This is a genomic window from Photobacterium sp. DA100, assembly GCF_029223585.1.
In the GTDB taxonomy this organism is placed as follows: Bacteria; Pseudomonadota; Gammaproteobacteria; order Enterobacterales; family Vibrionaceae; genus Photobacterium.
The window spans coordinates 2,705,263-2,718,942 of the sequence record NZ_CP119423.1; the positions used below are offsets into that span (position 1 = coordinate 2,705,263).

The 13,680-nt window shown below is 53.2% G+C and carries 13 protein-coding genes; 4 read left to right on the plus strand and 9 right to left on the minus strand.

The window, feature by feature from the left end; genetic code table 11:
• The 4 genes from PTW35_RS12380 to PTW35_RS12395 are packed head-to-tail and all read left to right on the plus strand — an operon-like array spanning nucleotide 1 to nucleotide 3,659.
• Entirely contained in the window at nucleotides 1–963 is a 963-nt protein-coding gene (locus PTW35_RS12380; protein ID WP_281025247.1) for an ABC transporter permease subunit, read from the plus strand.
• Nucleotides 950–1,837 (plus strand): putrescine export ABC transporter permease SapC, encoded by an 888-nt coding sequence (gene sapC / locus PTW35_RS12385; protein ID WP_281025248.1) that lies wholly within the window; start codon nucleotides 950–952, stop codon nucleotides 1,835–1,837. Before PTW35_RS12380 ends, sapC begins: the two co-directional genes overlap by 14 nt.
• Nucleotides 1,837–2,838: an oligopeptide/dipeptide ABC transporter ATP-binding protein gene (locus PTW35_RS12390; RefSeq protein WP_044623839.1), complete on the plus strand. Its 1,002-nt coding sequence runs from the start codon at nucleotides 1,837–1,839 to the stop codon at nucleotides 2,836–2,838. The genes sapC and PTW35_RS12390 overlap by 1 nt, the downstream gene beginning before the upstream one ends.
• Nucleotides 2,835–3,659 (plus strand): ABC transporter ATP-binding protein, encoded by an 825-nt coding sequence (locus tag PTW35_RS12395; protein WP_039468030.1) that lies wholly within the window; start codon nucleotides 2,835–2,837, stop codon nucleotides 3,657–3,659. The genes PTW35_RS12390 and PTW35_RS12395 overlap by 4 nt, the downstream gene beginning before the upstream one ends.
• A gap of 88 nt (nucleotides 3,660–3,747) precedes the next feature.
• Here PTW35_RS12395 and PTW35_RS12400 read toward each other — a convergent pair whose 3' ends face one another.
• The 9 genes from PTW35_RS12400 to PTW35_RS12440 all read right to left on the minus strand — a co-directional run bounded on the left by PTW35_RS12400 (nucleotide 3,748) and on the right by PTW35_RS12440 (nucleotide 13,582).
• Nucleotides 3,748–5,019, minus strand: a complete 1,272-nt coding sequence (locus PTW35_RS12400; protein ID WP_281025249.1) for an MgtC/SapB family protein — start codon at nucleotides 5,017–5,019, stop codon at nucleotides 3,748–3,750.
• Between the two features lie 148 nt (nucleotides 5,020–5,167).
• On the minus strand, nucleotides 5,168–5,863 hold the full coding sequence (gene pyrF, locus PTW35_RS12405; RefSeq protein WP_281025250.1) for an orotidine-5'-phosphate decarboxylase: 696 nt from the start codon (nucleotides 5,861–5,863) through the stop codon (nucleotides 5,168–5,170).
• A 312-nt stretch (nucleotides 5,864–6,175) separates the two neighbouring features.
• Nucleotides 6,176–7,345 carry a lipopolysaccharide assembly protein LapB gene (gene lapB, locus PTW35_RS12410; protein WP_281025251.1) on the minus strand — a complete coding sequence of 390 codons (1,170 nt, stop codon included), beginning with the start codon at nucleotides 7,343–7,345 and terminating at the stop codon, nucleotides 6,176–6,178.
• A 6-nt stretch (nucleotides 7,346–7,351) separates the two neighbouring features.
• Complete coding sequence (locus PTW35_RS12415) at nucleotides 7,352–7,636, minus strand: lipopolysaccharide assembly protein LapA domain-containing protein (RefSeq protein ID WP_039468044.1); 285 nt, start codon at nucleotides 7,634–7,636, stop codon at nucleotides 7,352–7,354.
• Between the two features lie 199 nt (nucleotides 7,637–7,835).
• A complete protein-coding gene (ihfB, locus tag PTW35_RS12420) occupies nucleotides 7,836–8,126 on the minus strand; it encodes an integration host factor subunit beta (protein ID WP_039468048.1) in 291 nt (96 codons plus the stop codon).
• 72 nt (nucleotides 8,127–8,198) lie between these two features.
• Complete coding sequence (rpsA, locus tag PTW35_RS12425; RefSeq protein WP_281025252.1) at nucleotides 8,199–9,869, minus strand: 30S ribosomal protein S1; 1,671 nt, start codon at nucleotides 9,867–9,869, stop codon at nucleotides 8,199–8,201.
• Nucleotides 9,870–9,969: 100 nt separating this feature from the next.
• Nucleotides 9,970–10,653, minus strand: coding sequence for a (d)CMP kinase (gene cmk / locus PTW35_RS12430; RefSeq protein WP_039468056.1), 684 nt, complete (start codon nucleotides 10,651–10,653; stop codon nucleotides 9,970–9,972).
• A 216-nt stretch (nucleotides 10,654–10,869) separates the two neighbouring features.
• Nucleotides 10,870–12,150, minus strand: a complete 1,281-nt coding sequence (gene aroA, locus PTW35_RS12435) for a 3-phosphoshikimate 1-carboxyvinyltransferase (RefSeq protein ID WP_281025253.1) — start codon at nucleotides 12,148–12,150, stop codon at nucleotides 10,870–10,872.
• Nucleotides 12,151–12,313: 163 nt separating this feature from the next.
• Nucleotides 12,314–13,582 (minus strand): DUF5666 domain-containing protein, encoded by a 1,269-nt coding sequence (locus PTW35_RS12440; RefSeq protein ID WP_281025254.1) that lies wholly within the window; start codon nucleotides 13,580–13,582, stop codon nucleotides 12,314–12,316.
• Nucleotides 13,583–13,680: the final 98 nt, after the last annotated feature.

The window sequence follows — 13,680 nt, forward strand, 5'->3', positions numbered from 1 at the left end:
ATGTTTATCTATACCATCCGTAGGCTGAACCTTTTTCTAATCACCCTGCTGATCCTGACCTTGATCGGTTACAGTATCTTACGCCTCGACGGCACGTCGCTGTGGAGTAGCCAGCCATTCTGGTCGGGTTGGGCGATCTATCTCGATAACCTGATGTCGGGCCACTTGGGATTGAACCTGCAGGGCGATCCCATCGTCCATGAGGTCATAGCCGTTTTCCCGGCCACCCTTGAGCTTAGCTTCTTTGCCTTTGTGCTATCGCTGCTGATCGGTATTCCAATCGGTACGCTGGCCGGGGTTAAACGCGGTAAATTCATCGACACCGCTATCTCGTCGATCACCCTGGTAGGGTACTCTATTCCGCTATTTTGGCTGGCGATGCTACTTATCATGCTGTTTTCATTGGAATTAGGCTGGCTGCCCGTTTCAGGCCGATACAGCTTGCTGTACGAAATTGATCACGTCACCGGCATTGCCCTGGTTGATGTGATGCTGTCTGACAAGCCATACCGCGCGGAAGCCCTGATGGATACGATCAGGCACCTTGTGCTACCAACCGTGGTGCTGGCAATGGCGCCGACCACTGAAGTCATCCGGCTAACCCGCGCATCGGTGTCGGATGTCATGGATCAAAATTTCATCAAGGTCGCCCAGACCAAGGGCCTGTCGATGTTCGAAATCATCACCCGCCATATTCTGAGAAATGCCATTCCGCCAATTATTCCGAAGCTTGGCATGCAGTTCTCGACCATGATGACCTTTGCCATGCTGACCGAGTCGATTTTCAACTGGCCGGGGATCGGCCGCTGGTTGCTCGATGCCATTTCGGCCCAGGACTATGTCGCGATCCAGGCCGGTGTGATCACTGTGGGCAGCTTTATCCTGATTGCCAACATCCTGTCTGATCTGACCGGTGCCTTTGTCAACCCTCTGGTAAGGAAGGAATGGTATGCTATCAAATAACATCTACCAGGAGACCAAGATCCCGACCCAGCTGGAGCGGGCATGGCAGAACTTCAGAAACAACTCCCTGGCGATGTTCGGTCTGTGGTGCCTGTCTTTCCTTATTCTGGTCACCCTGCTGGCACCTTGGCTGGCACCTTATGATGTCTTCGGCCAGGTCGGCGAACTGCTGATGCCACCGTCGTGGGATACCGCAGGCAAGGTGGAATACTTCTTTGGCACCGATGATCTCGGCCGTGATATGCTCAGCCGCCTGTTGCTCGGTACCCGCCTCACTTTTGGCTACGCGGTATTAGTTGCCCTCGCCTCGGCGACAATCGGGATCCTGATCGGGGTTCTGGCAGGGATGACCCAAGGCCTGAAATCCAGCTTCCTCAACCACGTGCTGGACACGGTACTCTCGATCCCGTCACTGCTCCTGGCGATCATCGTCGTGGCTTACATGGGACCAGGCGAAACCAATATCCTGCTGGCCATTTGGCTGGCGCTGATCCCGCGCTTTATCCGTGCGGTGTATACCGCAGTGCACAACGAGGTAGAGAAAGACTACATCATGGCGGCACGCCTCGATGGTGCCAACAACTTCTACCTGCTGTATAACTCGATCCTGCCCAATATCCTAACGGTGCTCACCAACGAGTTTACCCGAGCAATTTCAATTGCCATTCTCGATATTGCCGCCCTCGGCTTCCTTGGCCTTGGTGCCCAGGCACCGATGCCTGAATGGGGGGCGATGCTGGGCGATTCCATCGAACTTATCTACCTAGCGCCGTGGACAGTCACCTTGCCGGGGCTGGCCATTACGTTCAGTGTATTGGTAGTAAACTTAGTAGGGGAAGGACTCCGCCAAGCTATTAATGCGGGGATTGACTGATGCCACTATTAGATATTCGTAACCTGACCATTGAAATCGATACGCCACAAGGCATGGTGAAAGCGGTTGACCGCATGAGCCTGACTATTAACGAGGGCGAGATCCGCGGCCTGGTAGGTGAATCCGGCTCGGGTAAGAGCTTGGTCGCCAAAGCCATTGCCGGCGTGACCAAGAGCAACTGGCGTGTCAGTGCCGATCGCCTCCGCCTCGGGGATATCGATCTGCTGACCCTGACGCCGCGCGAAAGACGACGGGTGGTTGGCCGCGAGATCGCAATGATTTTTCAGGAGCCGTCCTCGTGTTTGGATCCGTCAGAGAAAGTCGGCGAGCAGCTAGAAGAAGCGATCCCGTCATCGTCTTTCGACGGTTACTTCTGGCAGCGTTTCCACTGGCGCCAGAAGCAGGCCATTGCCCTGCTGCACAAAGTCGGGATCAAAGAGCACCGCCGGGTCATGCGAAGCTATCCCTACGAGCTCACCGACGGTGAATGCCAGAAAGTGATGATCGCCATGGCTATCGCCAACCGCCCTCGCCTGCTGATCGCCGATGAGCCAACCAATGACTTGGATCCGATCACCCAGGCGCAGATATTCCGCCTGCTCAGCCGGATGAACCAACTGGGCAACACCACCATTTTGCTGGTCAGCCACGACTTGACCACCGTAACCCAGTGGGCAGACCGGATCACGGTGATGTACTGCGGCCAATCAGTCGAGTCTGCCAACCGCCAGCAGTTGCTGGAGTCGCCGCACCACCCCTATACCGAAGCACTGCTGCGAGCGATGCCTGACTTCAACCTCGATAAGCTCGCCCACAAGAGCAAACTCGAAACCCTGCCGGGCTCGATTCCCCCACTCCAGCATTTGCCAATCGGCTGCCGGCTGGGGCCCCGCTGCCCGCACGCCCAACGTAAATGTGTCGAAGTGCCAAAGCGCAGAAAGATCAAGAATCACAAGTTCAGCTGCCACTTCCCGCTGAACATGGAGAGCAGTACCAAATGAGTGCGTTACTTGAAGTCGAGAACCTGAAAAAAGACTACCACTACCGCTCAGGCTTGTTCCGCCGCCGTACTATAGAGGCCGTCAAGCCGGTTTCCTTCAGTCTGGAGGCCGGCGAGACTATCGCCTTTATGGGGGAAAACGGCTCGGGGAAATCCACCTTGGCCCGAATGCTCGCGGGCGTAGTCGAGCCGACCGAAGGCGTTATCCGAGTCAATGGCGAGCCGCTGGCTCACCGGGATTACCAGACCCGCTGCAAGCTGATCAGGATGATCTTCCAGGATCCCAACACCTCGCTCAATCCGCGGATCCAGATCGGCAAAATCCTCGAAGGGCCGCTGAAGCGAAACACCAATATGACCCCGCAGGCCCGTGAGCGCCGGATCATGGAAACCCTGAAGCGTGTCGGCCTGCTGCCGGAACACGCTTACTTCTACCCGCAGATGCTGGCGACCGGCCAGAAACAGCGTGTGTCACTGGCCCGGGCCTTGATCCTGCAACCTTGTATCATTGTCGCCGACGAAGCGCTCAACGGGCTGGATATGTCGATGCGCTCTCAGATCATCAACCTGCTACTCGAGCTGCAGGAAGAAATGGGCCTGTCATACATCTATGTGTCGCAGCACATGGGGGTGATCAAGCATTTCTCCGATAAAGTTATCGTGATGCAGCACGGTGAGATTGTCGAACAGGGCACAACCAGTGAGGTCTTCAGCAACCCGCAGCACGCGCTGACCCAGAAGTTGCTCGACAGCCACTTCTCAGCCCCATCCCACGACCGGACAACCCGCCTGAGCAGGGCAACGCCGAAAATTGAGTGCTAGGCCTGCGCTGCCAATACGTGAAACGAAAAAACGGGCACCTTGCCCGTTTTTTGTTTTATCAAGACCACCTCGTCAAACGGCCTCCAGACTAAGCCAAGAATACCGCCAAGCCACCCAATATCACGGCGCCCGTTACCGGCAAGGCGACGTATTTTCGCAGCCCGGGCTCACCGATGAACCACGCCATCCCCATCTTGACCAAGCTGTTCACGGCCGCGGCAATAAAAATCCCTGTCGCTGCCGTCGCGAGCATCTGGCCACCGGCACTCTGGCGCCCCAAGGCAAGAGTGATGGCATCCACATCGGTGATCCCTGAAATCGCCGCCAGTACCAGTGTCCCTGTATCGCCGAACCACTCCTGCAAACCATTGGCCAGCAGGATGATAAGTAGCAAGATCACACCAAAACTCAATGCCGAGGTCAGCGCCAGGGGGTTTTGTTTCATCTCGGGATTCATCTGGCTATCCGCCTTGTTTCGCTGCCATATCCACCAGGCCGGCACATAGAAGCCCAGCATCATCAGCAACATAGGTAACCACAGCAGTTCAATCAATTGCCTGTTGACCACAGAGCACACGAACAAGATACGAGGAAACATGGTGCCGCAGCTGAGCAGAATCCCACTAGCCAGCAGCCCATTGAGCTGGGGCTGCTGCTTCGACAGATGGGAAAACTGCAATGTCAGCGCCGTCGAGGAGCTGAGCCCGGCAAAAAGACAAGTCAGCAAGATACCTTTTTGTGCCCCGCCGATTTTCATCGCGAAGTAGCCAACGAAGGAAATGCCGGCAATCAATACCACCATCCACCAAATCTCGTAAGGGTTAATCGCTCCCCACGGTCCCATCGGCTCATTGGGCAATAACGGCAGCAGTACCGCCGAGATCAGCAGCAGTCGCAGCGCCGCATCAAGCTCATACTCCTGCAGCCGCTGCAGCGCTGAGTGCAGCTCTTGTTTATTATCGAGGATGATGGCGGTGATCACCGCGGCAGAAACCGCCAAGGCTGGTTCGCCGACCACAGCCAGAGCCCCGAGCAGAAAGGTCAGCAACGCCCCTACCAAGCCGGTGATACTGAGGTTGGTTTGCCTTTTCAATTTCAGGCGGTGGGAGTAGGCGACGGTCAACAGGATGGTTAGTGCGGCAAAAGACAAACCGAGGAACAACTCGGAAAAGCGCTCGGCCAACAAGCCGCAGATACCACCAAGCAACCCGACCAGCGAATAGGTGCGGATCCCGGCAATCCGGCTCCCTGCTGCTTCATTGCGCTCAACCCATCCGCGTTGAATACCTATGATTGCGCCAAGCAGAAGTGCAATGGCCAGCCTGATATAGGGAGAGGTTAACGCTAAATCCGAGTCCATTGGGCCTCCCAATCCGATTACCTTAATCTAGTTTAGGATGACTCCCGGCAAGCAACTGTCTGCTGCATCACGGAATTGATATCACCGGACAATAAAAAAGCAGGCCCTCGTTGAGGGCCTGCCTGAAAACTATCGGCGAGATGCCTGGTTAGGCAAGTGTCTTGTTGATTTCTGCCAGTACCGCAGCAGGATCTGCTGCCTGGGTAATTGGGCGTCCGATCACCAGATAGTCAGAGCCGGCTTTCACCGCCTCAACCGGCGTCATCACACGGCGCTGGTCGCCTGCCGCGCTACCTGCTGGGCGGATCCCCGGCGTCACCAGCTTGAACTCGCTCCCGAGCTCGGCTTTCAACATACTCGCTTCCTGGGCCGAGCAAACCACACCGTCAAGGCCGCTGTTTTTCGTCAGGCGGGCAAGGTTCAAGACATGCTCTTTCGGCTCGGCGGTAATACCAATCCCCTTAAGATCAGCCGCTTCCATACTGGTCAATACCGTTACACCGATAAGTAGCGGACGATCTTTGCCATAGGGCTCAAGGATTTCGCGCGAGGCGGTCATCATACGCTCGCCACCACTAGCGTGGACATTCACCATCCAGACACCCAGCTCAGCAGCAGCAGCCACCGCACGGGAACAAGTATTCGGGATATCGTGGAATTTCAAATCCAGGAATACAGAATGGCCCCGCTCATGCAGTTTACGCACAAAGTCAGGGCCAAAAAAAGTAAACATCTCTTTGCCAACTTTCAATCGGCAACTGCCCGGTTCAATCCGGTCAACAAAGGCTAGTGCTTCGTCTTGGCTTGGGTAGTCGAGAGCGACAATTACTTTTGGATCTAACATGGCATCTCCTGCTTAGTTATAAGGTCAAACTAGCCCAGCATGCTGAGCGCGCTCAGGATTGTACAGCAAAATAGTTTTTTATCGAGCATTAATTAACAAACCGCACCAAACAGCCAAAAACCACACCCAACACCAACAGCCAATCGTTTCATTCGCCAACTAAATTTTTCAACATCTTTTTCGATGGTCAAAAGCAGTCCAAAAAAAATCTAGTTGAATAATTCGCCCTAAAAAGCCCTACTTTTGACACAAAAAAGCCCACTTGAACTACAAGCGGGCTTTTAATGGCAATTTAACCATGTAAACTTCAGCTTATTCGCCGTCCAAACCGCGAATTGGCTTGATCGAACCCCACCCCTTACAGGAAGGACACTGCCAATAGAGAGAGTGGGTGGCAAAGCCACACTGGCGGCAGCGGTAGTGAGGCTTAATCTTAATCTGCTCGCCAACCAAACCTCGTAGCGTCGTCAAGCTGTCTTTCGCCCTGCCTTCCTCGGCCTCGTCCAGATGATAGTCCATCAACTGATAGAAACCCTTCATCGTTGGGTTCTTCTGCAATTGACGGGTCATGAACGTCTGGGCCATCGTCGGGCCTTCTCGCTTGGCAATCTCGTCGGCCAGCATCAGCTCGGCGGTCGACCCTGCCTTTTGCTCTACACAGTAGCGCAAGTACTTGAGCCAGCCGGACTCATTGTCCATCGCTTCGTAGCACTCCAGCAGCAGCGGCAGCGCTTCACCGATGAATTCGATATCCTGCTCGGCAACACGCTCTAGCTGCTTGGCCGCCGATTTGAACTCATCTTCGGCAATCAAGATCTTTGCCAGCATGATACTGGCCCTGACACAGGTTTTATCCGCGGACAGCGATTTTTTGAGGAGCTGCTTGGCCTTATCCGGGTTCTGCGCGCTCATCTCCAGCATCGCCATTTCACACCAGTAATGGGCGATATCGTGTTTGAGCCTGCTCTTCCCCATCTTGACCAAGTGGCTAGCAATATTAATCGCTTTTTCCCACTCTCGCGTCTGTTGGTAAATGGTCAGGAGTTGCTGCAGCGCCCCTTTGCGGTGGTCGGGTTCATCCAACAGCTGCTCGAAGATTTTCTCGGCGCGGTCAAAAAAACCAGCCGCCATATAGTCTTGGGCTAACTGCTGCAAAGCGAGATTACGCTGGTCAATAGTCAGATTTGGGCGGGCAATCAGATTTTGGTGGATGCGAATCGCACGATCAACTTCGCCCCGGCTCCGGAAAAGATTTCCCAAAGCCAGGTGTGTATCGATCGTTTCACTATCAACCTGGAGCAGCTCAATAAACACATCCACTGCTTTATCGGACTGGTCCGATAACAGCAGGTTCAGGCCTGTCACGTACTGGCGTGACATGTGATGAGACTGCTCTTGTTGCTTGTTACTAGCGCTCCTGTTACCCATATACCAGCCGTAGGCGGCAGCAATAGGCAATAACAGGAACAACAGTTCTAGCATTAAATGTTATTCCTTAACTGGCTCGGCTCGTAGCTGATCCAGTTCTTGTTGCTGCTTTTGGACTTTCTTGCTCAGGCGGTTTTTGGTGAAACGGGCCTTGAGGTACAGCAGGCCGCAGATCAGCCAGCCGATAACGAACCCGGAACCGAAGGCAATACCCAGCAATGTCGATAGCTGGAGTTCTCCCTGGGCAATCAAATAGTCAAAGTTCACCAACTGCTGATTTTGGGCACCCAGCGCAAGGGTAACCAAGAAACACGCAGCCAGTAAGAGTACGGTCAGAATTTTCATCGTGAATCCTTCTCACTTGAACGAAATATAGATGATACCTATCTGGTAAAGGCAATGCCCCAAAACCGAAAAAAACATCTGGTATAAGCACAGACGGGTATGGCCTGATTATGCAAGATTTTGCCTCATCAGACCATGATCAATACGCATAAAAAAACGGCATACTTAACAGCATGCCGTTTTTTTGTTCTAAACGTGCTTAACTAGCAATAGACTGGTTAACACGGTCGCGCAATTCCTTGCCAGGCTTGAAGTGAGGAACGTACTTGCCGTCCAGCTCAACCTTGTCACCTGTTTTCGGGTTTCGACCTACACGTGGAGCGCGGTAATGCAAAGAGAAGCTACCAAAGCCACGGATTTCGATTCGGTCACCCTCAGCCAGGGTCGTAGCCATATGCTCAAGGATTTCCTTAATAGCATCTTCTACCTGTTTGGCAGAAAGATGTGTTTGTTGACTGCATAGTCTTTCAATTAATTCAGACTTTGTCATAAACACTCCGTTTTTAGTATGTTTCTCAATAGTATAACCGCTTGGGAGGAAAAGTGATCCCCCCGAGCTCAATTATTCGCCTTTAGCCGCTTTGAAAGCGTCAGCCATTGCGCTACCGAAAGAAGCATCTTCTTGCTTGTTCAGGTTAGCCATAGCTTCTTGCTCTTCAGCAACGTCTTTAGCGCGTACAGATAGGTTGATTACGCGGTTCTTACGGTCAACGCCTGTGAATTTAGCTTCAACAGAATCGCCAACAGAAAGAACTAGAGTTGCGTCTTCAACACGGTCAACTGATGCTTCAGAAGCACGTAGGTAACCTTCAACACCTTCAGCTAGCTCGATAGTTGCGCCTTTCGCGTCAACTGCAGTAACAGTACCAGTAACTAGAGCACCTTTCTTGTTAACTGCAACGAAGCCGTTGAACGGGTCTTCTTCGATCTGCTTGATACCTAGAGAGATACGCTCGCGCTCTGCGTCAACCGCTAGAACAACTGCAGAGATCTCGTCGCCTTTCTTGAAGTCGCGAACTGCTTCTTCACCTGCAACATTCCAAGAAATGTCAGATAGGTGAACAAGACCGTCGATGCCGCCTTCAAGACCGATGAAGATACCGAAGTCAGTGATAGACTTGATCTTACCAGTTACGCGATCGCCCTTAGCTTGCATTTCAGCGAATGACTGCCATGGGTTAGCTTTACACTGCTTAAGACCTAGGCTGATACGACGACGCTCTTCGTCGATATCAAGAACCATAACTTCAACTTCGTCGCCCACGTTAACAACTTTAGATGGGTGGATGTTCTTGTTAGTCCAATCCATCTCAGAAACGTGTACAAGACCTTCAACGCCTTCTTCGATTTCAACGAAGCAGCCGTAGTCAGTTAGGTTAGTTACGCGGCCAGAAAGCTTAGTACCTTCTGGGTAACGCTTAGCGATTGCTACCCATGGATCTTCGCCTAGCTGCTTAAGACCTAGTGATACGCGAGTACGCTCACGGTCGAACTTAAGAACTTTAACGTTGATCTCGTCGCCAACATTAACGATTTCAGATGGGTGCTTAACGCGCTTCCAAGCCATGTCAGTGATGTGTAGAAGACCGTCAACACCACCAAGGTCAACGAACGCACCGTAGTCAGTAAGGTTCTTAACGATACCTTTAACTTCCATGCCTTCCTGTAGAGAAGCAAGAAGTTCATCACGCTCAACGCTGTTTTCAGATTCGATAACTGCGCGACGAGAAACAACTACGTTGTTACGCTTCTGGTCTAGCTTGATTACTTTGAACTCTAGCTCTTTGTTTTCTAGGTGAGCAGTGTCACGAACTGGACGTACGTCTACTAGAGAGCCTGGTAGGAACGCACGGATGCCGTTAAGTTCAACTGTGAAGCCGCCTTTAACTTTACCGTTGATGATACCAACAACAGTTTCAGCGTCTTCGTAAGCTTTCTCAAGAACGATCCAAGCTTCGTGGCGCTTAGCTTTCTCGCGAGAAAGTTTAGTCTCACCGAAGCCGTCTTCTACTGCGTCTAGAGCAACGTCAACTTCTGCGCCGATTTCGATTTCGATTTCGCCAGCAGCGTTCTTGAATTCATCAGCAGGGATAGAAGACTCAGACTTAAGGCCTGCGTCAACTAGTACGTAACCGTTTTCGATAGCTACAACAGTACCTTTAACGATTGCACCTGGACGTGTTTCTAGTTCGTTTAGAGACTCTTCAAAAAGTAGAGCAAAAGATTCAGTCATTATTTAATCTTCAATGTGATTAACAACCATGGGTATCCTACCGCATGGGGTTGGTAGTAAAGTCAGTTATCTTCCGTGACACCGACGCCATCATGCCGAATTATTCGGCTGATAATTTCGTTTCAATATGGGCCAATGCCAGTTCGATGACTTGATCGATAGACATCTCTGTAGAGTCTAGCACCAATGCATCAGCCGCGGGACGTAACGGCGCGACCGCACGGTTGCGATCTCGGTAGTCACGTTCCTGAATTTCTTTCAAAAGGTGGTCAAAGTTAACATCTAACCCTTTCTGTTGCAACTGCTTCATGCGACGATTCGCACGTTCTTCGGCACTGGCATCGAGAAAGATCTTGACTTCTGCCTGAGGGAACACCACGGTGCCCATGTCACGGCCGTCCGCAACCAGGCCCGGCGCCTCGCTGAATGCACGCTGGCGACGAAGCAGGGCTTCGCGCACGCGCGGCAGCGCTGCCACCTTGGAGGCTGCCATGCCGGTTTCTTCCTTACGAAGCTCACCCGACACGTCTTCCCCTTCAAGAATCACCTTTACCAACTCACCTTCAGCGATAAACTGCACATCCAGGTGAGCCGCCAAAGGTACAAGTGCGTCTTCAGACTCTAGGTCAACTCCGTGGTGCAGCGCCGCCAGGGCCAGCACGCGGTAGATAGCGCCAGAGTCCAATAGCTTCCAGCCCAGTTTATCTGCCAACAGCATACATAGCGTGCCTTTGCCGGCACCGCTTGGTCCATCGACAGTGATCACTGGCGCGTGAGTAGACATAGGTAATCTCCAAACTTGTTTAAATCTAAGCAGTCATACGTATCGGCACCCCATGGGCGTGCCGATACGTATTGCCGCTCTCAAACGGGGGCATATTATACGAGAAAAAAGTTGTGATACCAATCAGTAATCGGTCTTCAGGCCAAATAGACCTCGAGATAAAAAACAAAACCCGCCAGTTGACGGGTTCTGCTTAACTAATGACAACCCAGACAGTTAATGACTCAGAATGGCCAGCTTGTCGAAGTAATCCGGGAAGGTCTTGGAGGTACACTTAGGATCGTTGATCGTCACCGGCGTGTCGCTCAGTGCCACCAGCGAGAAGCACATCGCCATGCGGTGGTCATCATAGGTGTCAATGGCTGCATGGGTAAGCTGTGCCGGCGGGGTAATCGTGATGTAGTCTTCGCCTTCTTCTACCTCGGCACCGACCTTGCGTAGCTCAGTTGCCATCGCCGCCAAACGGTCGGTTTCCTTCACCCGCCAGTTGTAGACATTGCGGATAGACGTGGTGCCTTCGGCAAACAAGGCGGCGGTGGCGATCGTCATCGCGGCATCGGGAATATGGTTAAAGTCCATATCGACCGCCTTGAGCACGCCACGGCGGGCAATCACGTAGTCGTCGCCCCACTCGATTTCTGCCCCCATCGCGGCCAGAGCATCGGCAAACTGCACATCCCCCTGGATACTCTTCTTGCCGATACCGGTCACTTTCACTTCGCCGCCCTTGATCGCGGCGGCAGCCAGGAAGTAAGACGCCGACGAGGCATCGCCCTCGACCAAGAAGTCACCCGGAGCCTGATAGGCCTGGCCCCCTTTAACCACAAATTCCTGGTAGTCGCGGTTTTCCACCTCGACACCGAACTGGGCCATGATATGCAGGGTGATATCAATATACGGTTTCGAAACCAGTTCGCCTTTAATGCGGATCACCGTATCGGCCGAGGCCAGCGGCGCCGACATCAGAAACGCGGTCAGGAACTGGCTCGAGATAGAACCGTCGATTTCCACCTCGCCGCCTTTCAGGCCCGTACCTTTGATTTTAAGCGGCGGGTAGTTGTCATTTTCCAAATAGGTAATATCCGCCCCAGCAGTACGCAGGGCATCAACCAGGTGACCGATAGGACGCTCTTTCATGCGTGGCTCACCCGTGAGAACGAACTCGCCCTCCCCCAGGCACAGTGCCGCCGCCAGCGGGCGCATGGCTGTACCGGCGTTACCCAAGAAGAGTTCCATTGCTTCGGTTGGCTGGAATGCGCCACCAAGGCCTGTTACTTCACACACGGTCTTGTCGTCAGACAATTGATAGCTCACTCCCAGCTTGGTCAGGGCTGTTAGCATGTGACGGATATCATCACTATCAAGGAGGTTAGTCAGTCGGGTCGTACCGCTTGCTAACGCCGCCAATAGCAGAGCTCGGTTCGAGACGCTTTTGGAACCTGGCAGATTCACGGTGCCATTAATCTTACTGATCGGCTGTAACGTTAAACTTTCCATCTGTTTTTTCATTAATCCTGTTTGGTCGCAGTCATTGCAGAGTAACGAATAATGCCTCCGTTCGCTAGTACTGAATGCGTCAGCCATTTTCCCCCGGACCGTAACGACAAAAAAGCGCCCGCAGGCGCTTCAATAACCGATATCGTTTCTACTCAGCTTGGCTCTAGTCGTCGCAGCGCGATAGCGTTGTACCGTTGAAGTCACAGTCGAGATCGACCCAGCGGCCCTCATATTTCGCCAGGGAGTTATCCGTTGCCGCATAGCCCCAGATCGTCCCGCCCTTGACCGGCCCCTCAAGCTCGATTTCATCGTCAAAACGGTCTTCGCGTTCAATTTCGATCGCCACGTAGCGGCCCACACCGCTGCCGTCTTCAAGGTAGCGCCCTTCAACTTCGACCCAACTGGTATCCAGATTGTCGTGGTTCAGGCCATCGTCGAACTCGGTCTGGCCATTGATTTCGATTTCAATGCCATTGATGGTGAAGACACCCGCTCGGTATCTCGCTTCGCCAACCGCCTGGAACTCCTTGCCCGAGACGCTATTGCCATCGTCTTCAAATTCAATCTCAGTCGCGACCAGGCGCCCTGAACGATAGGCCATTTCCACCTCGACCCAGCGCCCCGATGCCAGATCCTCGCGGCGGCCGTCGTCAAACTCGGTGCGATCGTTGACTTCGATACGCAGGCGGCCGTTGAGCTCAATTTGGGTCAGGTTGTTATTGACCCAGGAGATGACCCCTTCGATTTCGGTATCGTCGTAATCGAGATCATCTTCCACATCGACCTCGCTAGCCACCAGCGTCGTGCCATGCATATCACCGTAGACTTCGACCCATGCCCCGTTGGCCAGCTCATCGTCGTCATCCACTTTTGCCTGGCTGTAGTCCACGGTCACCGTGCCGATCTTGAAGGTATAGGCTGCGCTGTCGAGCTGGGAAACCGGCCCCTCGATCTCGACAAAACCAAGATCGGGGACTTTCTGCACCGCAACCACTTCCACCGAGCCGTCAGCCAGCGGGTAAGTTGTCACCATCACCCAGTCGCCGACATTGATCCCCGCCAGACCCGCAAAAGTCATCGTGATACCGTTGACCGTAAACTGTTCGCCGTTGATGGCGGTGACAACGCCTGTCAGGGAAGGATCGAGCTTCATCGTTTCAATCAGGTTATCGTCAGCATCGATCTGCACTCGCATGCCGTTGACCAGTTCACCAAACGGCAAGGTCACGCCATCACGATAGATGACCGGGGCACCTTCACTGCGCAGCGCATACCCGTTTACGCTCAGGGTCTTGTTGCTGTGCGAGATATCGGCAACCTGTCCGTCAAGGCGACCGGTTTTGACCTCCGCCGACGAGCCACCCGAACCGGAACTTCCGCCGCAACCGGCCAACACTATTGCGACCAGAGAAGCTAGTGCCATTTTTTTCATACTTTACCTATGATTAATTGCGCATAATTACTAACTGGCGGTATGTTATTACGCTGCCTGTGAAGCAAGCGTGAAGAAATGTCTGACGAGGATAAATA